This is a genomic window from Parageobacillus caldoxylosilyticus, from assembly GCF_019272935.1.
GTDB lineage: Bacteria > Bacillota > Bacilli > Bacillales > Anoxybacillaceae > Saccharococcus > Saccharococcus caldoxylosilyticus.
Genome location: NZ_CP040553.1, coordinates 1,486,757 through 1,512,780 on the forward strand (window position 1 = coordinate 1,486,757; position 26,024 = coordinate 1,512,780).

The window sequence follows — 26,024 nt, forward strand, 5'->3', positions numbered from 1 at the left end:
TATAGAAAGCGACAGCGAGTCAGGGATGGTGGAAGCCTGATGCGGACTATATAACGAACCGCACTTCCGAGAAGCTCGTCTGAACCCCTTATCGGTTAGTAGGACGGTGCCGGGGATATCCCCCGTTATCCATAAGAGTTGGTTTCCATGTAAACAAGTAGAGTGGTACCGCGGGTGAAACGCTCGTCTCTATACAGAGGCGAGCGTTTTATATTCATGAACAAAGGTGGGAAGCAAAACATGGACTATAAAAAGAACGTTACTAGTTGTCTTGTCTCCTTGCTCGGTGAACATCTTTCCGAACAACAAATTAATGAACTGCTGGAAACTCCAAAACATCCTTCTTATGGGGATGTTGCATTCCCGTGCTTTACGCTCGCCAAACTATTTCGGAAACCTCCCGCCGCCATCGCGACAGAGCTTGCCGAAAACCTTCGTCATCCTCTTTTTGATAAAGTCGAGGCGAAGGGAGCATACGTGAACGTCTTTTTGAACAAATCGGCAATCAGCAAACAAATCATCGAAACCATTGTGAAACAACAGCGTCATTACGGTGATCTATCGTTAGGACAAGGGAAAACGATCGTTCTCGATTTCTCGTCACCGAATATCGCGAAACCTTTTTCAATGGGGCATCTCCGTTCCACCGTTATTGGAAACGCCATTGCCAATATCGCCGAAAAATGCGGCTACCGCACTGTCAGAATCAATCATTTGGGCGATTGGGGCACCCAATTCGGAAAACTCATTGCTGCCTATAAACATTGGGGCGATGAAAACAAAATTAACGAAAATCCTATTCAGGAATTGTTTCGTCTGTATGTGAAGTTTCATGAGGAAGCGGAAACAAACGAACAGCTGGAGCAGGAAGGAAGAGCATGGTTTAAAAAACTCGAGGATGGGGACGAGGAAGCATATCGGCTCTGGAAATGGTTCCGCGACGAGTCTTTAAGAGACTTCAATCGCATCTATGAGTTGTTGGGAATTTCCTTTGACTCCTATAACGGGGAGGCATTTTACAATGATAAAATGGATCGTGTCATCCAGCTGCTGGAGGAACAAGGACTATTAAGCGAATCCGATGGAGCACTGGTCGTTCGCCTAGACGAATATGAATTGCCGCCTTGTCTCATCAAAAAATCAGATGGTGCTACTTTGTATGCTACCCGCGATTTAGCGGCGGCTCTTTATCGCTACGAAACGTATGCATTTTCGCGGGCTCTTTATGTCGTTGGGCACGAACAGCGTCTTCACTTTCAGCAAGTATTTTCCGTGTTGAAAAAACTTGGATTTGCTTGGGCAAACGCCATGACTCATGTTCCATTCGGTCTTATGCTAAAAGACGGCAGAAAAATGTCCACAAGAAAAGGCCGAGTGATTTTGCTTGAAGATGTTCTTAAAGACGCAATCGCCCTGGCGAAGAAAAACATTGCCGAAAAAAATCCGAACGTCAAAAACGAAGATGAAGTAGCGCGTCAAGTTGGTGTTGGCGCTGTCATTTTTTACGATTTAAAACATGAACGAACAAACAACATTGAATTTTCGTTGGAAGACATGTTGAAATTTGAAGGAGAAACTGGACCATACGTGCAATATACACACGCAAGAGCCTGCTCGATTTTACGTAACGCTCCATCGCCTGTAACGGATCATATCCAAGGGCTAACAGACGAAGGGAGCTGGGAGATCGTCAAACTCCTTGCCGCGTTCCCAAACATCATTCAAAATGCTTACGAATATCTCGACCCTTCTCTTATTGCTAAATATCTCATCGATGTGTCCCAAGCCTTTAACAGCTATTACGCTCATACAAAGGTCCTTACCGAAGACGAGCAATTACACTCACGGCTTGCCTTAGTGTACGCGACAACGGTTGTATTAAAAGAAGGGTTGCGGCTGTTAGGAATTCACGCTCCTGAAGAAATGTAACACAAAAATAGTGCTGTCTCTCAACTAATGGACACGGTATCCTGCCGATACCGTGTCTTATTAGTCTAGCTACACGTTTCTTCCATCCTTTAAACTCCTCTTGTCGTATTCATAATGCTTTTCTCCTTTCAAGCGATTCGTAGCTATCTTGCCAACGGAGAATTCGGCGTCCTGCCAGTTCCAGGAGATAATCGGTCAATTTTCCAAGCAACGCAAACAACAGAATGCTGGCAATGATGATCGCCGGACGCCCCGTCGTTTGACCATCAGTCAGAAGAAAGCCCAACCCTTTGCTTGCACCCATAATCTCCGCAGCTACGACAAACATCCATCCTAGTCCGAGACCGCTTCTTAGTCCGACAAAGAAGGAAGGAAGGGCCGCTGGAAGAAAAAAATGGCGGATCAATCTCCACCCTTGATAACCGTGCACCCATCCCACTTCCAGCAGACGGCGATCCACTCCTTGAATGCCGGACACCAAATTTAGATAAACCGGGAAAAAGACACCCAAAGCAATTAATGATATTTTTGAAGCCTCACTGATTCCCATCCATAAAATAAACAACGGCACCCAGGCCAAGGAAGGGATATTGCGCAGCGCTTGGATGAGAGGGTCTAACAAATACCGGATCGTACGAAAATATCCGTTCAGTACCCCAAACAATAAAGCGATAGCCGTACCAAGCAGAAATCCCATGCTTACCCGGTATAATGTAATTCCGATATGTTCTAGAAGCTCTCCTTCACGAAACAAATCCACGATGGTGGAAACGATCTTCAAAGGGGAAGGCATGATATTGGTGGCAATCAAGCCGCTAACCGAGAAGATATGCCACAAGATCACAATAGATACTGGAATGATGAGCCCCATTCCTGTGATAACGAAGTTTTTGTTCCATTGACGCAACCGCAATCCCCCTTAATTCGTGTCGATGTGTTCTATATACTGCGGATCGATTAAATCGTCGATCGTTTTCTTTATATCCACGGATTTGTCAATGACGCCGCTTTTCAATAGGACTTCACCTGCCGCTTCAATTGCCTGCTTATGGATTTCGCCGATTACCGGATTCGTGAAATCTGTACGGCTGAGCACTTTGGCCGCGACTTCTTCGCTCTGTTTGCTTTCCGCAGCCACAATTTTTACGAATTCATTCGGGTTTTCCAATGCCCATTTTCTAGCCTTTTCATAAGCTTTCAGTACTTTTTCCACAATCTCGGGATGGTCTTTCGCGAAAGCTTCCCTGACATTCAGGAATCCGTACGTATTCCAATCCGCGTTGCGGAAAAACAGCTTGGAGTGCTTCTCTATCTCCGTCTGTGCCATATACGGATCGAGTCCCGCCCATGCGTCCACATCTCCTTTTTCCAGGGCAGTTTTGCCGTCAGGGTGTTGCAGCTGGACGATTTCCACGTCTTTTTCGCTCAATCCCGCAGCATCCAACGCCCGTAGCAAAAAGATGTAAGGATCCGTTCCACGTGTGACGGCGATTTTTTTCCCCTTCAAATCTTTTACCTTTTCTATAGGAGAACCAGCACTTGCAACCAATGCTGTCCATTCCGGTTTAGAATAAATATAAATCGATTTTATCGGGTTTCCGTTCGCCTTTCCGAGCAGAGCAGCGGAGCCTGCTGTCGAACCAAAATCAATGCTCTTGCTGTTCAAAAGCTCCAGCGCTTTATTGCTTCCAGCGCTGAAAACCCATTCGACTTCGATGCCGTCCTTCTGCAGTTCATCCTCCAACCATTTCTTTTCTTTTAATACTAGACTGACTGGATTGTAGTAAGCGTAATCGAGTTTTACTGTTTTCACTTCCGACGCTGTTGAAGCTGAACGGCTGCAGCTGCTGAGAACCCCAATTGCGGCAATAATCAGAAAAATGAAGGCGACTTTATACGTTTTTGAAATCATCGCGAAGATCCCTCTTTCATTCGGTAATGATATAAATCGGTAATGATATAAATATGAAACTCTTGAGAATGATTATTTAGGAGGAGACCGCCGATACGGATGCGGGAGCTCCCCGCTCCATGAGGTGATCGAGAATCAGTTTTTCGTAGTATGCGAAGTCGCTGTTTCTTTCCCTCGGTCGCGGTAGAGGTACCGGTATATCGATTGCAATCGCGCCGTTTTGGATGAGAACGATGCGATCTGCTAATGCGACTGCCTCGCTGACGTCGTGTGTTACCAGAATAGCTGAAAATTGCTGTTCCCACCAAATCTGTTCGATCAGCTCCTGCATTTCGATACGTGTCAGCGCATCTAGTGCGCTGAGCGGCTCATCCAACAGCAGGAGACGTGGGGAGCCTGCCAGCGCTCTCGCCAGAGCAATGCGCTGACGCTGTCCTCCGGATAACACGCTAGGCCATTCTTTGGCTTTATGTTCCAGTCCCACCAGTCGCAGAGCTTCTTCCGCTCTAGCTTTGTCTCCATTTCTTGCACCAATTTGTACATTGTCAATGACTCTTTTCCACGGAAGCAATCTGGCATCTTGGAACAAGATCCTAGTATCCGGATGAATTCCATTGACTCTCTCGCCGTCTAGAAGAACTTCCCCTTCTGTCGGAACATCAAGTCCGGCGAGCAGACGCAACAACGTGCTTTTGCCACAGCCGCTGCGTCCGACGATGGCGATAAATTCGCCCGGTTTGATTTCTAAATCCAAGCGTTTCAGCACTTCGACGTTACCAAACCGTTTTCCAACACCTTTTACCTGCAAATGGGAACCTATAGACTTTATACCCAATACTCATTCCTCCCCAATTCTGATTATGCTATTTTGTGGAATATGGTGGATGATCTGATCAGAAAAAATCAACGAGTGTTCCAAGCCGACGCTACACTTCTTTTAATCAGCTGCTTATTACCATGAGAATGAGATGCCACAGGGCACTTTGTTTGAAACGGCCTAAGGGAGTCCCTCAGGCCTGAATTCAACCATACTCTTTCATATGCGTTAAGTTTTAATCTCCACCTTCATACCACAGCTCGAGGGGCAAACCAACAAGGGATTTCCCTATCCATTCACGGGCAATATTGTTGGAAGGTCCCATGGCAATACCGGCACGGGCATCTCTAAACAACCGTTCAAATATTCCCCGCTTATATCCGTACCCCCCTGTGACATCCAGTGCGGCCTCCGTCGCTTTATTGGCGACTTCCGATGCATGAATTTTGAATTCGACAAGCGGTAAAAATAGCTCTACTTGCGGTTTGCCTTGCGCTTGCAACTCGTCCAACTGTTTGGCCAATGTATATTGCCACGGTTTGAGGCTGTCAATCAAAACCTTTACCTCGGCTAACTGTTGGCGGATCACTTGGTAATCCGCAAGACGTTTGTTGAAATCGCGATGAATCATCCCTTTGACATATGAGACTGCCGCTTCCAAGGCTGCCTCCGCAACTCCAAGCCAAGTAGAGCCAAGTCCGATCAAATAAATGGGAGAAACGCCGCTCTCTAGTATTTCTCTTCCCTGGCCTTCTTTCCCAAGTTTGTCTTTTTGATGAACGCGGACACCTTCGTAGGTAATCGGACCGCTGTGATTTCCCCGAACTCCTAGAGCTTCCCATACTCCGGGCTTAATTCCTGGCAACTTCCCGTCTACGATGAAAAAACTGATATCTGTTGGTGACTGTGCTCCCGGCGAACGGGTCTGAACGACATAAAAATCTGCTTGTCCCGCGCTGGTAGTAAATGATTTTTCGGCATTGAGAATGTAATATTTTCCATCGTGGGAAGCTTGGCTCAAATTGAACCACCAGTGGCCTCCCGTCGCTTTTTCGCTCGTGGAATAGGTGCCGATGAGTCCTTGGCGGATCGGCTTCAACCAGCGTTCCTTTTGATCGTCGTTTCCGTACAGCAAAATAGTTTGGGCAGCACCTACATGCATGACGTAAACAAGTGATGTCGAAGGGCAACCTTTGGCGATTTCTTCCGCAGCAATGGCAAAAGCGACATGATCTAGGCCCCGTCCGCCCCACTGTTCGGGAATCAATACGCCATTCCACCCTGTTTCGGCAAGCACTTGAAGATTTTGTTTGGGGAAAATGCCGTCCCGGTCGATGATGTCGGCATTCGGTTTAATGACTTTCTCCACAATGGCGCGGATTTCTTCCCGCAGCGTTTCATAATGCGGTTGTACGATCGAGCTATTCACTGTTACGCTCATATTCACAATCTCCTTTGTAAGTAATTTTTTATACGGCATCCACGTTTAACGTTGCTTCCTTTTCGCGAACTAACGGAATCACTTTTTCACCGAATAGTCGGATGTCTTCGTCATAATGAAGGAACCCAGTCAAGATGAGGTCAACGCCGATTTTTTTGAGCTCGATAATGCGGTCTGCCACCTGTTCCGCCGTACCGATTAATCCGGTTTTGAAACCGTCATTGTATTGGACTAAATCGTTAAAATCTGAATGAGCCCACATACCTTCTCTTTCTGGGGAAGCTTTGCCGGCAAAGCGCACTTGGCTGCGGAAGCCTTCCACAGCTTCGGCATCTGCGTATGCAATGATGTCGCGAAGCACCTGCTTAGCTTCCTCTTCCGTGTCCCGCACGATAACAAACGCGTTGACGCCGAATTTCACCTTGCGGTTGTTTGCTTTAGCCAGCGATGACACTTCATCGATTTGCGCTTTGAGACCGTCGATCGTATTACCGTTCATGAAATACCAGTCGGACACTCTGGCAGCCATCTGCCGGGCGGCACGGGAATTGCCTCCTTGGAAAATTTCCGGAACGTTATATGGCTTCGGCTTTAGAGGGGCGCCGTTAATTCGGTAAAAATCACCGCGAAAATGGGTCTTTTCCTCCGTCCACATGCTGCGTAGGACACGAATGAACTCTTCGGATCTCCGGTATCTTTCGTCGTGATCGAGCCAAGGCTCACCGTACGCGTGAAATTCTCCTTTAAACCATCCGCTCACTACGTTAATCGCAGCACGTCCATGGCTGATTTGGTCAATGGTGGAGAGCATTTTGGCTACCGTTCCCGGATGCCACAAGCCGGGAAGAACAGCCGAAATCAGCTTTAGCTTCTTAGTCACCGCCGCTAAAGCTGCCGCCAACGTGATGGCCTCCAGTTGATTTTCCGCACCGTAGCTTGCAATAAACCTGGTCTGCAGCAACGCATATTCAAATCCGACTTCTTCGGCAATTTGGGCATACCTAGCATTGTCTTCAAAGGACCAGCCAGTTTTTTGAGGAATCTTCGAAATGACCAATCCTCCGCTGACATTGGGTACCCAGTAAGCAAACTTCAAAGACATATTTTTCACCTCTGTTTAGATTTATTTATAGACAAAGGGTTAGACCCTCTGCTATTTAACGAATAATTGGAACGGATAAAAAAGCATTATTCTGAGTGGAATTGGAATAGGTGCATTGAGTTGACTAATAGATGTGCTTCCTTCATCTTGTTGAAATGAAGGTACTGTCTGCTTTACTTGACACTTTCCGGCGATAATCCGGTTCTTCGTTTGATTTCTTCAGCAAATTCCGTGGCCGCTTCATCTAATCTGTGGATCAAATCTTCTGATAGATTGTAACTTTCTTGTTCATGTCGGGTTATCCAAGTATCGACCGCATACACCCCGCCAAGAATGTGCCTGCTGCCCAATGCGGATAGCACCGGCTTCAATGCATAGTCGATGGACAAAAGATGGGCGATCGTGCCTCCGATAAACAGTGGAAGAATAATTTTTCCTGATAACCCTTTTTGCGGAAGCAAATCGAGATAGGCCTTCAATACTCCCGTATACGCCGCTTTATACACCGGACTTGCGATAACGATCGCCTCCGCTTCCTCCACCTTTTTGTTAGCATGCAGAATGGCTTCACTGTCAAATTTGGCTTTGATTAAATCTTCCGCGGGCAATTCCGCGACTCGGATGTGTTCAACTTCAATACCCGCTTGTAACAACCGTTGTTCTACGTATTGAATAATTCCGTTGAGTCTTGATGCCAGAGAAGGACTCCCGTTGATAATGACTGCTTTACCCATATGAAATTCCCCTTTCTACAGTCGGTTCTTATAACATATAAATCCTATATGATTAGTATGTTTTATGTCTGTAATCATACCATCGTTCCCATTTACTGTCAATATCCAAAAGAAAAAAACACTTAACACTCGCTAACGTGCCGAGAAAAAATGAAAGTCTCTCCGGACTCACGAAATTCTCCCCATATTCAATAATGGATCATTCATTTTTACGGCAAGCTCTTCGGAAGTAAGAGCAGGGGACCTTCAAAGCGCTTTTGACAGTGTAAAGCAAAGACATGCTAAATCTCCGTAAGAAGCATGTTTAGGAGTTTCGATCAATTCGTACACTTGTTCTGTGAAAAGAGATGTACTGGCAGTAAAACGGCAGCGCGATTTTGTGGGCTGGCCTCTATACAACCAACTATTGGGTGAGTTTTTTAACGGTTATAGACAGGATAAAATTAGCAAGAAATTCTTAAGAAAAAACATAGTTGTTTTACAGGAGAATTTTTTATTTAATTCAATAATCTAACCATACATAATCCTAATGTAAGCATGGATGATGTTTTGCTTGCCAAAAAAAGAGCACAGATACATGAAGATATTGAGGCTAATACCTATGAGGTATCAAACAATAATTTCAGAAGGTGGATCCAATCTATCTGGCGGTAAAAGGCAGCGGCTTGCTTTAGCTAGAGCTTTAATTGGAAAACCCTTCTATCTTGTTGCTAGACGAGGTGACTGTGCTTTAGATACTGTTACGGAGAGAAAAATCGATGATGCAATTCAGCAATTAAATTACACAAAATTGTAATGGCATATCGTATTAGTACAATTTATAAACTCAGATTTGATTGTAGTTCTCAGTCAGGAAAGTATTGTTGATATAGGTACATACCAACAATTACTCTCAAGATGTGACTATTATAGGGAACTTTATTACAGTAATTTTTTGAATGAATGTAATGAGAAAGATGCCCTACAAGGCATCTGCTTTCCAACAAAAAACGGAAGATAAACCTTATTATCTTCCGTTTTCAACAGTTGTGAATATATGGTATAATTAGGAAAGCAATAGTACGGGAGAACTCAAGGGTGGGTCGGCATGTACCCCTTTATATGCAGAAAGGGGGTGATGCCGATAACAGTGTTTGAAGCGTTAATGTTTGCGATATCTTTTGCAAGTCTTATCGTTTCAATACTGTCTTACAACCAAAAGAAATAATCCACCCTTGAGTTTCCGGAGCTACGGGTGGATTATTTCCGCTCTGCTGCCGATCCCCCTTGCAGGGAACCGTTCTATTGCAGGACCGAGGGTGTTGCAGCACCCTTGGTCTTATTTTATTTATACGAACCTTCTATGTATATTATACATGATTAGTGTTGTAAAATGAAGGCTTTTGTTTGATGCCGCGTATCTTCGATTTTGCGAAAATTAGACGTCGACTCGCGGGCTGGGGCGGTCGTCAAAGCGATGAAGCTTGGACTATTGGAATAAAAACACCCGATGGAATGCATCCATCGGGCATAAAAGCAGTATTCTCCAATCATTCTAGAAATACAAAACGTAAATGACCAGCGCCAAGACAATGCGGTACACCGCAAACGGCACAAGGCGGACGCGGTTGATGAGATGCAAGAAAAAGCGAATCGCGAGCAAGGCAAACAAAAATGCGCTAATAAACCCAGCGATGAAAAACGGGATATCGGCCGCCGTCACGTACTGCCAGTTTTTTAACAGCGACAAGCCACTTGCGCCGGCCATAATCGGAACAGCCATAATGAACGTGAAGTCGGCCGCGGCCCGGTGGCTCATTCCCGCCAACACCCCGCCGGAAATCGTCGAGCCGGAACGGGAGAATCCCGGCCATAACGACAAGCATTGAACAAGGCCGACGATGATCGCCTGTTTGTATGTAATTTGGTCGACCGTTTGCGCTTTCGGAGTATTCTTTTTAGCAAACCAATCAGCGGCAATCATCAACAGCGCCCCAAGCACTAATCCGATCAACACGGTTGCGGTCGAAAATAAGTGCTCGTCAATATAATCATCAAACAACACTCCTAATACCCCTGCTGGAATGAGTCCGACAATCACTTGCATCAGCTTCAGACGCGGCTGTTCATCGCGATGGCGTCCACGCAGCCCAAGCAAGTCGATAAAGCGGTCTTTAAACACGACAACGACCGCCAAAATCGAGCCAAGCTGAATGACAACTTTAAAAGTGTTTGCTGCATACTTCCCTAAAAATTCCTGCGATTTCAGCCACATATCATCGACAATAATCATATGGCCCGTTGAGGAAACCGGTGCAAACTCCGTTAATCCTTCAACCATTCCTAAAATAATGGCCTTTATAATCTCTACAATGTCCATTCGCTAGCATTCCTTTCTTTTCGAAATTATAAGTTGTCTCTACTTATATAGCATATTTTTCCGCTATGCCAAAATATCACGCTTCGCTTTCTCTTTATAGCACTTTCCTGCTCTTTTCCTTTTACCAAATCAATACATACCAAAAAGTCAGCACGCTTTATTTTACTATAAATCTTCTATTTCTACCACCGCCAAAAGAGGTATCTATCTGCCTATAAATTTCCTCTCACTCTAAACTCTTGGAAATTCTTTCTTCACAAAAAAATCCGACGGGCTCTTCTTTGCGAGCCGTCGGACTGTTTTCATCATCATCGAGCGACAAGACCTCCTCTTCAGCCAAAGAAAGGAAAGTGATGAAAGAGATCAATTCACTTTTTTCACCGCACCTATCCAAGTACGCGCCATCAGCATATTGCCGATGGAATTCATGTGAACACCGTCTGTTGTCAGTCTATATGGCGAACGCGCTTGTAAATAGGCGAGAAACGCCTGATGGGTAGGCACTAAAATACCTCGAAACCGCTGCGCCATTTTTTGCACAATTTTCACATACGGTTTCAGCTTTATGTTTCCTTCTGAATGAATATCCTCGCCGATAATGGTCGGCTCCATAAATATCAGCTGCGCTTTCGTTTGTTCCTTCGTTTGCACAGCCAGCTGCGTATATACCTGTTCAAATTGGTCCGGATATACTTGCTCCTTTTCTGGATGGTCGAGCTGGCGCCATACATCATTGATGCCGATCGAAATGGAAACGATATCTGGCTGAAGATCGATAACGTCCCGCTCCCATCTCGCCAGCAGATCGGGAATGCGGTTGCCGCTGACGCCGCGATTAACAACATCAAAGGAGCGGTGCGGATAAGCGGTAATAAGATAGTCGCGGATCAGCCGGACATATCCGTAGCCAATTTGTTCCGGGTCTCTCCATCTTCCCGATTCGGTAATGCTGTCGCCGATGAATACGATTCTTCCTTCGAGTTTCATCTTCTTCCCTCGCTTCCTTATCGTAAAATGACGGTTTTAAATTCAAACGCATCGTAGCGGTGCACGGAAAGCGAATATTCAAACGCCTGTCCGTTATCTAAAAACGCAACCTGTTCGACTTCGGCAACCGGGTCATGCTCTTGCATGTGCAAATGCCTCTGTTCTTCCGCTGTTGATTTGCGGACGCGAATCGTGCGGTGGGCGCTTTGAATTTTCAGCCCCAAGTCTTCTTCAATATATTTGTAAACAGACGCTTCTAAATGTTCCTTTTTTAACCCCGTAATCACATGAATCGGCATATACATCGACTCAATGACCAGCGGCTGATCGTCTACGCAGCGAACTCGGCGAATGGCATACACAAACGAGTCTTTCTGGATATTTAAATAAGTCGCCACCCTTTCCGGTGCGCTGATGACAGAAAAATCCAAAACGATGCTTGATACTTTCCGGTCCGCGTACGTCGCGGTGAATCCGCGGAACTGATTGGACAGCATCATGCGCTGCATTTCCTGCGTTTGAATGTCTTTGACGAACGTGCCCGACCCTCGCTTTTTGACAATCAGCCCTTCGGCGACAAGGAGGTCGAGCGCTTTTTTGACCGTCATTTTGCTGGCATGATATTTTTCGCATAGTTCCTTTTCAAACGGCAGTTGCTCGTTTTCTTTATATATTCCTTTCAAAATTTTACTCCTGATATCGTTGGCAATTTCCCTATATTTTGTCAATCCCATCACCTAATTACAAAGAATTTATATAAACACCGATGATTGTTCTCGATCGGACCGATAAATGGAACCGATGATAGCCCTCGTGCACATCACGTAAATAGACGGGGCAAAGAAAAGGAAAAAAACCGCATTATAGCCACTTAACCATATGATAGCCAAAAACACTAGCAACAGTGCAAAAGAACGAAGAAAATGTTTAACCATTAAATAAAATCCATATAAAGCAGCTTGTTTCGCTGGCAGTTGTAGTTTCACCATCGTATAAGACGTATACATGAACAAAATCCATATAAGCAACAGCATATACAAACAAACAAATTTAATCGTAGCAACAACGGCAGAACTCCATCCTTTAGGAAAAGGAAGAATGACAAAGGCACTAAAATAGATCGTCAATCCGATAAGAAGAAGCGATAGGATCTTGCTGTTGCGATATCTTTTGCTTTTTTCCCGAAATAACTGACGTATCGCCTGCGCGTTGCCACCTAAAATTTCCTCGACCACATCAATCAATGTACAAAAAGAAATAGAAAATCCTAGAACAATGGCATGCTTAAATAAATAAACCCAAAACAACAAACTGGATTTAATCAGGCGATAAGTAGTATCCATAAAGGAAAAATATTTACTGTCCAAAAATGACCGTTTTTTTGTTTTTTTTCGCATTCTCACAACATATCGCCTACCTCTGCTTTCTATTATAAACCAATAGTACAAAAGGGCTATACTTTTTTAATGCGTTCGATAGAAATGTGCTACAATCTGCTCTGCCTGTTTCCATTTGATGCTATACTGTCCAGGTTGTTCGATTTCTTCTTTTGTTGCCGGCGATTTGATTGGCCAATCCCAGAAACAAAATCCGCTTATAAACTCCTTTTTTGCACATATCGATAAAAACTCCGTGTAGTAGTCCGCCTGCTCCTTCTCACTTGGAATTCCCTTATCAATGATTTTCCAGTCATTTGGCACCGCGGAAGCTCCAACGACGGCAGGACAGCCCGCCTCGGCGAAGAAAAACGGCTTTCCATAATGGCGGACGACTTGTTCAATCCGTTCTAACTCATTTTCAATCATTCCTTTCGGATAGTAGCCCGATGAAGAAATATAATCGAGGGCGTCCCACCATTTTACGTTATGCTCTTGATATTTATCACAATTATAGGTTAATGCCCCACCATATACTTGCCGCAACTGGCTAATTAAATAACGCCATTCTTGTTCACGATGATCGGTTCCTACCATTTCACAGCCGATAATTAGCATATCCACACCGTTCTGCTCGCAAAATTGGCCATACGCCAGCATGTATTCATTATAATGGCGAAACCAATCGCTCCATTTTGGCTCGCATGGAACATCTTCATCAAAAAAGCGAATATAGGCGCGCCAGTATCCATCATTGACGTTTACCATTGGTTTGACAATTGTTTTTAATCCTTTAGACTTTGCATAATGAATCAGTTCACTTAATTCATTTAGATTGGGCATGAACCCGCTTTTCCAGTCGATATAAGTGGAATAACAATGCTCTTGTCTTGCCGCAAAAGCAAACGTCACCGTATTGATAGCACACCGTTTCACCATCTCATCTATTTCACGCTTTGCTTGATCCAGTTCCACGTCTTTTGACCAATCCCACGTAACGAAATTAAAACTCTTGATCTCCCAGTTCGTGCCCATCATACCGTCTCCTTTCCTGTACGCCATATTTGTGCGAGGAAAAAGGTGTTTGTTTTCACTGGAAAACAAACACCTCCCTTTAAAAACTAGATTTATTGTAAGTTATATTCTTTTCTGATTTGATCCGCTATTTTCTTCAACTCTTTTTCCACATCTAGATTTTTTAAGTTGATATTATCAATGACTGGCTGTATTTTGTTCACAATTTCTGCATATTCCGGAGTATACGGCGCATTTCGCACGGTTTTCCCTTCTTTTAACGTTTTTGCCAGTGATTTTGCGTTTTCCGGCGCGTTTTTCATGCTTTCAATTTTATCCGCATTTCGCTTCATCACAGATACAGCAGAGATGGTATTTAATTGCAGGTCTTGACCTTTTCCATACGTTAAAAATTTCAACAGTTTCCATGCTTCTTCCGGATGCTTTGTGCCTTTCGAAATACCGATTGGAAGGTAGGATGCAGCAGCTACGTTTCCAGCTTTTCCTGCCGGCATTGGCACAACATCCCATCTAAAATTAGCATTTTTCGCGGTATCGGCCCAGTCCCAAGGACCTAGTAATCTCATTGCCGCTTTTCCAGCTAGGAACATATTCGTCATGCCTTGCGATTGCGCAGAAGTTGGTTGAACATGGTACTTATGAATAAGGTCGCGACCAAATTGAATCGCTTCTATCGATTCCGGGCTGTCAATAATCACTTTTTTGCCGTCTGGGCTGACAAATCCACCACCATTTTCGACCAATAACTCATTCGTATAGAAATTTTCAATGCCAAATTGAACAATTTTCCCGTTTTCTACTTTCGTCAATTTTTTAGCTGCTTCTAAAAAGTCTTCCCATGTCCAATCATCTTTTGGATAAGGGACGCCGGCTTTATCAAATAAATCTTTGTTATATCCCATTTGGAAGGCAGAAGCGTCGCGGATCAATGCATACTGCTTTCCATTTACCTGTCCTAACTCTAAAACGTTCGGCAAAAATTCATCTTTGTTGATTTCTTTTTCCACCCGGTCGGTTAAATCCATCAACAATCCTTTGGCTACAAATTGACCAAACGCGGCAGGCTGAATCCATACTAAATCCGGTTGATCTCCTCCTGCGGACATTGTTAAAAACTTATCATTAAATTTGTCGTAAGGGGCATAAACCGTTTTTACCTTGATACCAGGATTCTCCTTTTCAAATGCCCTGAAAATCTCATTTTCCAGTTTTGTTCCTTCCGGATTGTTGTTCCAAATTAAAATTCGTAATGTAACATCGCCCTTTTTCCCTTCCGAAGCTTTTTCGGAATTAGAACATCCTGCTAAAGCGATAGATAAAATAAGTGCTGCGCAAATACTGAGGATGCTCCACCATCTTTTTGTTTTCTTCATTGTTACAATCCCCCTTTTTATATAAAAATGAATTACTACCTTAATTGGTTGTTTTATCCTTTTACCCCTGTGGTGGCAATTCCGCTGATAAAGTATTTTTGCCCAACAAAGAAAAGGATAATTAGTGGTAAAAGAACTAGTACACTAGCTGCCATCATTGGTCCCCATGAAACAATGAGAGCGCCTTTAAATTGAAGAATACCTAACGCAAGCGTATATTTTGATTCATCATTTAAGTAAATTAGTGGTCCTAAAAAGTCATTCCAATATCCCATAAAGCTTAGCAATGCTACGGTAATGACGGAAGGAATCGAAAGTGGAATGATAATTCTCCAGAAGATCCCAAATGTCCCGCAGCCATCCAGATAAGCAGATTCCTCCAGCTCTCTTGGAATAGTTTTAAAGAATTGACGCAACAAAAATATATAATACGCATTTCCAAAGAACGATGGCACAATAAGCGGCAAAAATGTATTAATCCAACCAAGTTTTGAGAAAATCATATAAACAGGGATCATAGTTACCTGTGGCGGAAGCATCATGGTCGCCAACAGCACGGCAAACCAAAAATCTCTTCCTTTCCCTTTAATGCGAGCAAAACCATAGGCAACAATCGTACACGAAATAACGGTTCCTATCACACCGCCAACGGTAACAATAAGTGAGTTAATATAATATTTAGCAAAAGGGACAATTTCAAATACTTCTTTATAATTCGCCCAATCCCATTTCTTTGGCAGTAATGAAGGCGGAAACGCCATCGCTTCGCTTTCCGGTTTAAGAGATGTGCCGACCAACCAAAAGAACGGAAAAATAAATACAATCGATAAAATAATGAGCAAGGCATAAATAACGATTCTTTCTATCCGCTTGCCTCTCTTCATGCTTCGCATTTTTACCGGCTTTGTCTCTACCCTTGCTTCAGCCAGTTCCACCATACTCCCTCCTCTCTAAGCGAATTATTCATCAAATTCGTAATATACCTTCTTGCCGAATATCTTGAACTGAATTACCGTCACAATGAGAATAATCACGAATAAAATCCAAGCTAGCGCAGAAGCGTAGCCCATCTTGAAAAATTTAAACGCTTCTTGATAAAGATAGAAAACGTAAAACAACGATTTGTAGTTCGGGCCACCGTTTCCGTTACTTACTACATATGCCTGTGTAAATATTTGAAACGAACCGATCAAACCCATAATTAAATTAAAGAAAATAACATTGGACGTCATTGGAACGGTAATATGCCAAAATTTGTGCCACTTTCCTGCACCGTCTAATTCTGCTGCCTCATACAGTGACGATGGTACGCTTTGCAAGCCTGCTAAGTAAATGACCATCCCACCACCTGCTCCCCACAGGCTCATAATAATTAACGTCGGCTTCACCATTGCTTCACTTAACAGCCAGTTGGAAGTCGGCAAATGGAAAAAGGATAAAATAGCATTGGCAATTCCAAATTCCGGCTGAAAAATCAAAATCCATAACAATGAACTAGCTACGGCAGGGACGATGGAAGGTAAATAAAAAATCGTCCGAAATATCCCCATAAATTTTACTTTTGTATTTAATAAGACTGCTAACATGTACCCAACAACCAACCCAAGCGGCACACCAATAATCGTATAAAAGAAAGTATTCCATAATGCTTGCCAAAACAATGGATCGTCGGTAAAGATTTTTTTATAGTTTTCTAGCCCCACCCAATGCGCTTCACCAAAACCGGAATAGTCGGTAAACGACATGTAAAGGGAATAAATCATTGGTCCGGCAGTAAAGATAAAAAACCCAAGCAACCAAGGCAAAATAAACATATAAAAGACAAACGTTCGTGACTTTGTCACCACTCTCTCCCACCTTTCTTGAAAGACATTCCCCCTATTAAAGCGCTTGCAAATAACAAAAAATTTAAATTAATTATTCTATTCAATTAAATTATATACATAAACATTTAAAAAGTCTATACTTTTATTTAAATATATTTATATAATTCATCACCTCCTTCGCTTTCGCGCAAAATAAAAACCTGCTCTATCCGCAGATAGAACAGGTTCTTTTCTTACTCTATTAACTCCCCGCGCCGTTGCATATAATGATAAAGCGCGCCGAGCAGATTGGCGTCGTTTTTAAAATGGCATTTTTCGATGACCGGTCTTACTTTAGCAATACCTATATGGGACATAAGCAAAGATAGTCTTTTCTCAATTTGTTCAATAAAATCCTCGCGATTGCTGATCGCACCGCCGAGAATAATTTTTTCCGGGTCGTATACATATTGAATATTAAAAATTCCCCGCGCTAACGCAAAATAAAATTCATCAATTGCCTTTTGTGCCTGCAGGTCTCCTTGTTCCGTCATCGCAAAAACCTTTTCACCGTTTAGCTCATGGACGCTTAATCCTTTTTCTTTAGCAACACGGCAGACAAGCGCTCCGGTCGCACCAATGTCGCTCCATGTTTTGCATTCTATATTCCCGTTTTCGTTGCGGACATCCATAATCATATAACCAAACTCCCCGCCATGCAGGTGGGCACCTTTATGAATTTTTCGGTCTTTGACAACCGCTCCGCCGATTCCCGTTCCTACTACGACAAATAAAACATCTCGATTATGTTTCGCCGCTCCTTTCCAAAGCTCCCCAAGGGCCGCGCAATTCGCGTCATTTTCCAATTCCACCGGAAGACCGGTTTCACTCCCAAATACTTCTTTAAAATTCGGGCCATGAATGCAAGGAAGAGCACTGCTCCCTCCGATCACACCGCTGTCACTATCCACTCCGCCAGGGCAGCTCATTGCAATTCCCACCACTTCATAACGCTCCTTTGCCTGCCGTACGACAGCCAGCAAATCTTCTTTAAATTTCTCAAAATCATTTCGTTCGGAAGGGTAACTTCCCTTTTCTAAAAAACTGCCTGTCTCATTCATGACGGCATGTTTTACATGGGTGCCGCCAATATCAAATACCATATAATGTTTCATCGTATCCCCACCCCCGTGCTACCTGATTCATTATCATTCATCGAAGCGAAACGGTTTCTTTCCGTTTTTCCACAACGAAAGTAAAAATGACGGTGTCCCTTCCGTATAAACTTAAGATATTGCCTTCAACACGAAAACTTGCGAAGCAAAATCGCCTTTCTTCTCACGCTGCCAATATTCATGGGCACGGTCTGTGTAATTCTCAGCAAAAATCATCCCAACGTTCATCAGCTCATCGCCGTAATGGGTAGTCCCTTTTCCTTCTACAACATAAAGGAAATCCGGATGCAATCCCTTTAACTTGAGACGGTGATAACGATCATTTGGTTTGGCCAGTACTTGATAATAGCCTACGATGGCTTCTTTTTGGTCTTCTGATACAACCATCCATGCCACTTCATTCGAGTGGAACGGGTCAAGCAGCCGATAAAAACGGCCGTGATGAATAAGTTGTCTCTTTTCTTTAAAAAAGGTGACTTGCTGCTTCACCTTTTCTTTTTCTTCGTCCGTTAATTTCGTAATATCCAACTCATATCCAAACGTTCCGAAATAAGCAACATTAGCTCTTGTGTCAAGCGGAGTTATCCGTCCAACTTGATGATTTGGAACAGCTGAAACATGGCTGCCAATCGAACTTAACGGGTATACGAGGGAAGCACCATATTGAATTTTCAGCCGTTCCACCGCATCGGTGTCATCACTCGTCCATGCTTGCGGTGCGTAATATAGCATCCCTGGATCAAACCTTCCGCCACCACCCGCACAGGATTCAAATAAAATGTGAGGAAACGCTTCCAACAATCGTTCGTATAATTGGTAAACTCCTAATATATAACGATGGAATACTTCCCCTTGTCGGTCGGCAGGCAATCCATTGGAGTATGGTTCAGTTATATACCGATTCATATCCCACTTAATATAAGAGATCTTTGCATTTTCTATTACGTGACTCATTAAGCCGAAAATATAATCTACCACTTCCTGTTTGGAAAAATCCAAAACAAATTGATTTCTGCCATGGGACATGCGGCGGTTCGGTGTAGCAATCACCCAATCGGGATGTTCTTGGAACAGTTTTGTGCCTTTACAAACCATTTCTGGTTCAAACCATAAACCGAACTTCATCCCTAACGCTTCAATTTTTTCCGATAATCCTTTAATACCACTTGGGAGTTTCTCCCTATTTTCAAACCAGTCGCCCAGCGAGCTTGTATCATCATTCCGATTGCCAAACCAGCCATCGTCCAACACGAACAATTCTATTCCAAGTTCTTTTGCCGTTTTAGCGATTTGCAAAATTTTTTCTTCATTAAAATCAAAATAGGTCGCTTCCCAGTTATTAATTAAAATAGGGCGAGGACGATCCCGCCATGGTCCTCTTACTAAATGGGTACGGTATAAATCGTGATACGTTTGGCTCATTCCATTTAATCCTTGGTCGGAATAAACCATCACACATTCGGGCGTTTGAAACGATTCGGTCGGATACAGCTTCCAACGAAACTGAAATGGATGAATGCCCATTAGCACGCGGGTCACATCATACGTATCGACTTCGACTTGCGCCAAGAAATTTCCGCTGTAGACAAGACTAAAACCGTAAACTTCCCCCTTATGTTCCGTTGCATCCGGTCGTTTTAAAGCAAGAAATGGGTTATGAATATGACTGCTTGCCCCGCGAACACTATATACAGACTGGATTCCCTTTGTTATTTTTTTTGTTTCCAAATGAAACTCTCTTGCCCATGCTCCCGATAACTGCACCATTTCAAAATCACTGTCCGGAAAATCAACACTGCTGCTCATGGCATGGTGGATATAAAACGCCTTTTCCCCTTCATTCACTAATTTGGCATTTCGACAAATAACATTGCGATGACGATAAATCGTATAGCTTAAAACCAACTTACACTGTAGGACATCGTCGATTAATGTCACTTCCAATGTATCTGCTTCTTCTGGGTTCTCCACATATGTAGCCGGCAGAAAAGGAAGTTTCGGCTTTCCAGCAATAATTCGATAACTATCATATTGGAAATTCGTCACGGTGCTCCCGATATCATTCATGATCACATAGGACGGATAGCGATAGTCCGTCGTTCCGTAGCTTGGATATTCCTGTTTAATATGTTCAAGCGATGAAGTATAGTCGCCTTCAAACATATTGCAAGACGGCCGTACTTCCCGTTCAATGAGATGCTGAAAAGAATCACGATGTTTGATTCGCTTTCCATAGTACAAATGTTCCAATTGGTTGCTTTTTTCTAGCACCCGAAAAATATAACTGATATTCTCATTAAATAAATGAAATTCTTTTGTTTCCTCATTTACTTGAATCGGCACAGCTATCCCCCTCCGCTTTTTGTTATGCCATCTCAATCATTTATACGTTGGACAGAGTCCCGATAAATAATTTGTCCTTTCACTAAAACCCTGCCATACTTTTTATTCCGGTCTTTACTTTTCTCGATGATCATCTTTACAGCCAAATCGGACATTTCTTCCATATTCACTTGTACAGTCGTTAAGTTAGGCTCCGCCAATGTGGCATAAATGTCATTATCAAATCCTACAACAGAACAATCTTCGGGAACACGGTACCCTAACTCTTTGAGCGTATGAACCAAATGATAGGCTACTTGATCACAGTTGCATACAAAAGCAGTCGGCATGTTTTTCGGCAATACAAAATCAATATATTTCCCTTTTTCATCACGGTCGCTAATGATATATTCCTCTCGTAAAGGAATACGATGTTCCAACAATGATTTATAGTAGCCTAAAAAACGGTCTTGAATGCTGCTTGTAGAGTAAATATTCCCGACAAAAGCAATTTCCCGATGGCCACATTGAATTAAATGATTAGTCAACTCATACATACCAAAAAAGTTATCCGTTAACACGCAGTCAACATCTTGGTCATGATAGAAATCAAGAAATACGACAGGCAGCTCAATTTGTTGAAAAAGCGAGGCATATTCTTTATTTACTTGTCCAAGCATAATGAAACCGTCTACTTTCCGTTCATTATACACCCGCGGCAGCTGCAGCTGCTCCTCGTCTTCCGCAGTCAAAATGTGTAATATACTGCAATAGCCGTAATGATCTAATGCTTTGGCGATATGCTGGTAAAACCGCAAATAAAATGATTGTGTATCTCCAATAAATCGTTCCGGAATGACGACACCAACGTTATACGAATACCCTTCCTTCATCGCTTTGGCCAGCGTATTCAAACGATACCCCATCTCCCGGGCCGTTTCCTTAATTTTTTTCCGCAGCTCTTCACTGACACCTTCCTTATCATTTAGTGCTTTTGAAACAGTGACGCTGCTCACTCCAAGTTTTCTGGCTATATCACGCATCGTTACACGTTGTTTCACGATGTTCAACCCCGTCCTCAAAGAATGATAGAATTTTTTAAGATTTACTTAACGTTTCTCTTTTGGATTGGAAAGAAGATCGGCAAAAAACAGATAAGCACGGTCTCCCATAGTCGGTAAATACTCATGACCATACTCGTAAAACAAAACCATGTCTTTTTTTGACTTAATTTTATTATAAACAGCAAATTGTGTGGACGGGGGACAAATATGGTCTTCTAGCGCAACAGCCCATAAAACATCGGCACAAATCCGATCGGCTAAGTGTTGAATATCAATATAGCCTAGTTTGTAAAATACTTCTTCTTCCCGCTCATGTGTGGGATCTAAAAATCGAAAATAATAATGAATTTCCTCATACGCGGTATTTTTCATATCCAACTCTTGCGCCCGCTTATAATCCGATAAAAATGGATAGAGCACAACCGCTTTTTTCACCACCGATGGTTCCAGAGCAGCACACGCTAATGCCAACGCTCCTCCTTGGGAAGCGCCATATACACCAATTCGTTCACGATCAATATGATCCATAGAGCATAAAATTCTTACCGCCTGAACTGTATCTAAAAAAACATTTCGATAATAAAGATGATGAGGATTTGGATCCTCAATTCCGCGAATAATATGGCCCTTCAATGTTGGGCCTTTCACTTGCAAATTATCCTCTGATTTTCCTCCTTGGCCGCGGCAATCCATCGCCAATACAGTAAAACCTGCCGCAGCATATGCCAGTTTATCGACCCAATCGCCGCTATTCGTATGGTAGCCATGAAACCATACCAACCCCGGGCCTTTCTGCTTCTGCTCTCTCGGTTTTACTAACTGACAATGGACTCTAGCCCCGCCGACTCCCGTGAAATACAAATGGTAGCAACTCGCCACTGTCGTTTGAAATGTTGCCGGAATCAGCTCATAATGCAACGATTGGGCAGATAATTCCTCCAACGCTCGACTCCAAAAGTCAGCAAAATCAGCCGGCTTCGGATTTGTCCCCATGTATTTCTGTAATTGTGCTAACGGCATATCGAACATGGTGAACGTTCATCCTTTCTCTACTTAAATAACACAATACAACGATCTATAGGTTTATAGATTCGGCATTTTTATTTTATATTCCTGCTAAATTAACTTCATTTAGTTATAATTTTAAACTTAACGATTACTTAAATTTAAGTTGACAACATAGAAAACGTTTTATAAAATTTCCCTAACAGCATCCAGATATTTCCCCTATATCCACCACGAGTTAATTACCTGTCTTCCTACAAACCTTTCATTCTCCACTACACCATGGTTTGACTGCCCAGATCTTTCACTTAGAAATTCATAAAAGAAGGAGGAGTTTAATCCATGAACAAAAAATGGAGTTACACCTTCATCGCGCTTCTTGTTAGTATCGTTTGTGCTGTAGTACCTATCTTTTTCTCCCAAAACAACGTACATGCAAAAACAAAGAGGGAACCTGCCACTCCAACAAAAGACAATGAATTTGTTTACCGCAAAGGCGACAAATTAATGATTGGCAACAAAGAGTTTCGCTTTGTCGGAACCAATAACTATTACCTTCATTACAAATCCAATCAAATGATTGATGACGTCATTGAATCAGCAAAAAAAATGGGAATAAAAGTGATTCGTCTTTGGGGATTTTTTGACGGGATGACTTCGGAAAACCAAGCGCATAACACGTACATGCAATATGAAATGGGCAAGTATATGGGAGAAGGACCCATTCCTAAAGAATTAGAAGGGGCGCAAAACGGTTTTGAACGTTTAGACTACACCATTTACAAAGCCAAGCAGGAAGGAATTCGCTTAGTCATCGTATTAACAAACAACTGGAATAACTTCGGCGGCATGATGCAATACGTCAACTGGATTGGAGAAACGAATCACGATTTATTCTATACAGATGAAAGAATTAAAACCGCTTACAAAAATTACGTTCATTATCTAATCAATCGGAAAAACCAATATACCGGCATCATTTATAAAAATGAACCGACGATTATGGCATGGGAATTGGCTAACGAACCTCGCAACGACTCTGACCCAACAGGGGATACGCTTGTTCGCTGGGCCGATGAAATGAGCACATATATTAAATCAATGGACCCTCATCACCTTGTTGCAGTAGGAGACGAAGGATTCTTCCGCCGTTCGTCGGGTGGATTCAATGGTGAAGGTTCCTATATGTACACTGGTTATAACGGGGTGGACTGGGACCGGTTAATTGCTTTAAAAAATATAGACTACGGGACATTCCATTTATATCCTGAACATTGGGGAATTTCGCCGGAAAACGTCGAAAAGTGGGGAGAACAATATATTCTTGACCATCTTGCTGCCGGAAAGAAAGCGAAAAAACCAGTTGTGCTCGAAGAATACGGAATTAGCGCCACAGGAGTGCAAAACCGTGAAATGATATATGATACATGGAATCGGACGATGTTCGAACACGGCGGCACCGGTGCAATGTTTTGGCTTCTGACTGGCATCGATGACAACCCTGAAAGCGCGGATGAAAATGGTTACTATCCTGATTATGACGGATTCCGGATTGTCAATGATCATAGCTCGGTTACTAACCTGCTAAAAACATATGCTAAATTGTTTAACGGAGATAGACATGTCGAAAAAGAACCAAAAGTATATTTTGCCTTCCCTGCAAAACCACAAGATGTTTGCGGCACTTATCGTGTAAAAGTAAAAGTGGCGAGTGACCAGCACAAAGTGCAAAAAGTACAGCTGCAACTTAGCAGCCATGATGAAGCTTATACGATGAAATATAATGCTTCATTCGATTGTTACGAATTTGACTGGGATACCACAAAAGAAATAGAGGACAGTACAGTTACCTTAAAAGCAACTGCCACTTTAACGAACAAACAAACGATTGCATCCGATGAAGTGACGGTCAATATCCAAAATGCTTCCGCATATGAAATCATCAAACAATTTTCTTTTGATTCGGATATGAATAACGTATATGCAGATGGCACATGGCAAGCCAACTTTGGAATTCCTGCATTAGCACGCGAAAACGAGATGCTGCGTGTAAATGTAGATCTTCCTGGGAATGCAGACTGGGAAGAAGTAAAGGTAAAAATAAGCCCTATCTCTGAATTAAGCGAAACATCCCGTATATCATTTGACTTGCTTCTGCCTCGCGTGGATGTCAATGGCGCTTTACGTCCTTACATCGCCTTAAATCCAGGTTGGATCAAAATCGGTGTCGACCAATACCATGTCAATGTAAATGACTTAACCACTGTTACAATCCATAACCAACAATACAAATTGCTACACGTTAATGTTGAATTTAATGCTATGCCTAATGTTAACGAGCTGTTTCTTAACATCGTCGGAAATAAATTAGCTTATAAGGGTCCTATTTATATCGACAACGTCACGCTATTTAAAAAAATATAACATTTTATGTAAAAGATCCGATGCCCCTTTTCATGAAAGGCCATCGGATCTTTTTCGTCTTTCTTAACGCTCCTCACGATGATGGACGCAGAAAAAAGGGTGTCCCATCATTTTGCTTTTGGAAACACCCTCTGTGATGCTTATATAATATCGTCGTCGCCGTCAAACCAATCGCCGACATCCAGCATGTCTCCTAGGTCATGATCATCAAGCGCATCCTCAACGACGTCCTCCAACAATTCCTCCGTCACCATGCCCGCAAGCATTCCCGCCGCAAATCCGCCAATCGCTCCCATCATGCTATGCCCACCATGATGATGTTGGTGATAAGGATGATGTTGATGATAAGGATCGTATGCATGTGGAGCGGTATAAGGCGGCGCATAGGTAGTGCCCATATGGAAGGAAGGGTTCTGAGCAGCTTGAACCGCTTCTTCGATTGCACGTTGCAACGCTTGAGCTGTTCCGTCCACATCGTCTAACTCTTCATAACGCAAAAACATCTCTTGTTTCATCTCTTTTTCACGTAGCCCAGCAAATCCGTTCCATACGTCTATTTCTAGATACAACCGAACCCCTTCCTCTTCGAGCAGGGCAAAAAATTCTACTTCCTGTACCGTTCCTCTAAACATGTCGGTCGGGAAGAAGGCAAATTCTTGGCCGTACGCACTTATTTTGCCCGAAGAAGGCTTCTCGCGGAAACCAAGTTTCGCAAACGCTTGAAACAATTTCTCAAGGGCTAACGGCGGAAGAATATGAATCGCATCCTGGTCAAAGGCGTCGGCTCCATCGGCAATATCCAAACGCGTCACAAACGTATAGCGCACACTATGACGGGTAATCGGCAAATGCAACGGTAGAACATAAGAAAACGGCAATACCTTTCTTTCCCCGGGCTGAATGGTAAACGCGGGAGCAACGGGAATGACGGCCACCGTTCGGCGATATGCTTTTCCATCAGCCTGAACGGTGAGTTGCAGTTCCACTTCCAGCTTGCGAATTTGTTGTGCCACCGTCCCCCCTTCAATCAAAAATTCTCCTTCCAATTTTTCACCTAGACGTACGTGAGGACGGTGCAGCACAAGGTCTACTTTTGCAGCTCCTACTCCAAGTTTAGACAACAACTTTTTCCACATTTGTTCATCTCTCCTCATGGAAATATTG

Annotated in this window: 22 protein-coding genes and 1 other annotated feature (1 of these 23 cut by a window edge); of the genes, 3 read left to right on the forward strand and 19 right to left on the reverse strand. The window is 43.1% G+C overall.

What is annotated here, in order from left to right; all coding sequences use genetic code 11:
- Positions 1-194 (forward strand) — a binding site (T-box leader); it begins 28 nt to the left of the window's first position.
- Between the two features lie 46 nt (positions 195-240).
- The gene (gene argS / locus BV455_RS07555) at positions 241-1,929 is read left to right on the forward strand and encodes an arginine--tRNA ligase (protein ID WP_017435881.1); all 1,689 of its coding nucleotides are present in this window, start codon (positions 241-243) and stop codon (positions 1,927-1,929) included.
- Between the two features lie 109 nt (positions 1,930-2,038).
- Here the strand turns inward: argS and BV455_RS07560 are convergent, their stop codons facing one another.
- The 6 genes from BV455_RS07560 to ssuE all read right to left on the reverse strand — a co-directional run bounded on the left by BV455_RS07560 (position 2,039) and on the right by ssuE (position 7,935).
- Positions 2,039-2,836 carry an ABC transporter permease gene (locus BV455_RS07560; protein WP_017435882.1) on the reverse strand — a complete coding sequence of 266 codons (798 nt, stop codon included), beginning with the start codon at positions 2,834-2,836 and terminating at the stop codon, positions 2,039-2,041.
- A 12-nt stretch (positions 2,837-2,848) separates the two neighbouring features.
- Positions 2,849-3,841: an aliphatic sulfonate ABC transporter substrate-binding protein gene (locus BV455_RS07565; protein WP_017435883.1), complete on the reverse strand. Its 993-nt coding sequence runs from the start codon at positions 3,839-3,841 to the stop codon at positions 2,849-2,851.
- Positions 3,842-3,917: 76 nt separating this feature from the next.
- The gene (locus tag BV455_RS07570; RefSeq protein WP_017435884.1) at positions 3,918-4,676 is read right to left on the reverse strand and encodes an ABC transporter ATP-binding protein; all 759 of its coding nucleotides are present in this window, start codon (positions 4,674-4,676) and stop codon (positions 3,918-3,920) included.
- Positions 4,677-4,893: 217 nt separating this feature from the next.
- A complete protein-coding gene (locus BV455_RS07575; protein ID WP_061580356.1) occupies positions 4,894-6,099 on the reverse strand; it encodes an acyl-CoA dehydrogenase family protein in 1,206 nt (401 codons plus the stop codon).
- A gap of 28 nt (positions 6,100-6,127) precedes the next feature.
- Complete coding sequence (gene sfnG, locus BV455_RS07580; protein ID WP_061580355.1) at positions 6,128-7,201, reverse strand: dimethylsulfone monooxygenase SfnG; 1,074 nt, start codon at positions 7,199-7,201, stop codon at positions 6,128-6,130.
- A gap of 173 nt (positions 7,202-7,374) precedes the next feature.
- Positions 7,375-7,935 (reverse strand): NADPH-dependent FMN reductase, encoded by a 561-nt coding sequence (ssuE, locus tag BV455_RS07585; RefSeq protein ID WP_017435887.1) that lies wholly within the window; start codon positions 7,933-7,935, stop codon positions 7,375-7,377.
- 553 nt (positions 7,936-8,488) lie between these two features.
- On the opposite strand from ssuE, the gene BV455_RS07590 reads away from it, so the two are divergent.
- Positions 8,489-8,731, forward strand: coding sequence for an ATP-binding cassette domain-containing protein (locus BV455_RS07590; RefSeq protein ID WP_026078520.1), 243 nt, complete (start codon positions 8,489-8,491; stop codon positions 8,729-8,731).
- A gap of 738 nt (positions 8,732-9,469) precedes the next feature.
- Here the strand turns inward: BV455_RS07590 and BV455_RS07595 are convergent.
- The 12 genes from BV455_RS07595 to BV455_RS07650 all read right to left on the reverse strand — a co-directional run bounded on the left by BV455_RS07595 (position 9,470) and on the right by BV455_RS07650 (position 22,460).
- Positions 9,470-10,294: an undecaprenyl-diphosphate phosphatase gene (locus BV455_RS07595; RefSeq protein ID WP_061580354.1), complete on the reverse strand. Its 825-nt coding sequence runs from the start codon at positions 10,292-10,294 to the stop codon at positions 9,470-9,472.
- Between the two features lie 363 nt (positions 10,295-10,657).
- Positions 10,658-11,281 carry an SGNH/GDSL hydrolase family protein gene (locus BV455_RS07600; protein WP_061580353.1) on the reverse strand — a complete coding sequence of 208 codons (624 nt, stop codon included), beginning with the start codon at positions 11,279-11,281 and terminating at the stop codon, positions 10,658-10,660.
- Between the two features lie 17 nt (positions 11,282-11,298).
- Positions 11,299-11,964: a GntR family transcriptional regulator gene (locus BV455_RS07605; RefSeq protein ID WP_244380499.1), complete on the reverse strand. Its 666-nt coding sequence runs from the start codon at positions 11,962-11,964 to the stop codon at positions 11,299-11,301.
- A gap of 69 nt (positions 11,965-12,033) precedes the next feature.
- Positions 12,034-12,684 carry a hypothetical protein gene (locus tag BV455_RS07610; protein ID WP_042409233.1) on the reverse strand — a complete coding sequence of 217 codons (651 nt, stop codon included), beginning with the start codon at positions 12,682-12,684 and terminating at the stop codon, positions 12,034-12,036.
- Between the two features lie 60 nt (positions 12,685-12,744).
- The gene (locus BV455_RS07615) at positions 12,745-13,695 is read right to left on the reverse strand and encodes a glycoside hydrolase family 113 (protein ID WP_155835560.1); all 951 of its coding nucleotides are present in this window, start codon (positions 13,693-13,695) and stop codon (positions 12,745-12,747) included.
- A gap of 89 nt (positions 13,696-13,784) precedes the next feature.
- On the reverse strand, positions 13,785-15,065 hold the full coding sequence (locus BV455_RS07620) for an ABC transporter substrate-binding protein (protein ID WP_042409227.1): 1,281 nt from the start codon (positions 15,063-15,065) through the stop codon (positions 13,785-13,787).
- Positions 15,066-15,118: 53 nt separating this feature from the next.
- Positions 15,119-16,003: a carbohydrate ABC transporter permease gene (locus BV455_RS07625; RefSeq protein ID WP_174407489.1), complete on the reverse strand. Its 885-nt coding sequence runs from the start codon at positions 16,001-16,003 to the stop codon at positions 15,119-15,121.
- Positions 16,004-16,024: 21 nt separating this feature from the next.
- Complete coding sequence (locus BV455_RS07630) at positions 16,025-16,909, reverse strand: carbohydrate ABC transporter permease (protein WP_223813721.1); 885 nt, start codon at positions 16,907-16,909, stop codon at positions 16,025-16,027.
- A 215-nt stretch (positions 16,910-17,124) separates the two neighbouring features.
- Positions 17,125-18,045, reverse strand: coding sequence for an ROK family protein (locus BV455_RS07635; protein ID WP_042409221.1), 921 nt, complete (start codon positions 18,043-18,045; stop codon positions 17,125-17,127).
- A gap of 111 nt (positions 18,046-18,156) precedes the next feature.
- A complete protein-coding gene (locus tag BV455_RS07640) occupies positions 18,157-20,388 on the reverse strand; it encodes an alpha-galactosidase (RefSeq protein WP_042409220.1) in 2,232 nt (743 codons plus the stop codon).
- Between the two features lie 32 nt (positions 20,389-20,420).
- Positions 20,421-21,428, reverse strand: coding sequence for a substrate-binding domain-containing protein (locus tag BV455_RS07645; RefSeq protein WP_042409217.1), 1,008 nt, complete (start codon positions 21,426-21,428; stop codon positions 20,421-20,423).
- 48 nt (positions 21,429-21,476) lie between these two features.
- Positions 21,477-22,460, reverse strand: a complete 984-nt coding sequence (locus tag BV455_RS07650; protein ID WP_042409215.1) for an acetylxylan esterase — start codon at positions 22,458-22,460, stop codon at positions 21,477-21,479.
- A 318-nt stretch (positions 22,461-22,778) separates the two neighbouring features.
- Between BV455_RS07650 and BV455_RS07655 the strand changes: the two genes are divergently transcribed.
- Positions 22,779-24,860, forward strand: a complete 2,082-nt coding sequence (locus BV455_RS07655) for a glycoside hydrolase 5 family protein (RefSeq protein WP_218687912.1) — start codon at positions 22,779-22,781, stop codon at positions 24,858-24,860.
- A gap of 140 nt (positions 24,861-25,000) precedes the next feature.
- Here the strand turns inward: BV455_RS07655 and BV455_RS07660 are convergent, their stop codons facing one another.
- Positions 25,001-25,996: a sporulation protein gene (locus BV455_RS07660; RefSeq protein WP_017435893.1), complete on the reverse strand. Its 996-nt coding sequence runs from the start codon at positions 25,994-25,996 to the stop codon at positions 25,001-25,003.
- Positions 25,997-26,024: the final 28 nt, after the last annotated feature.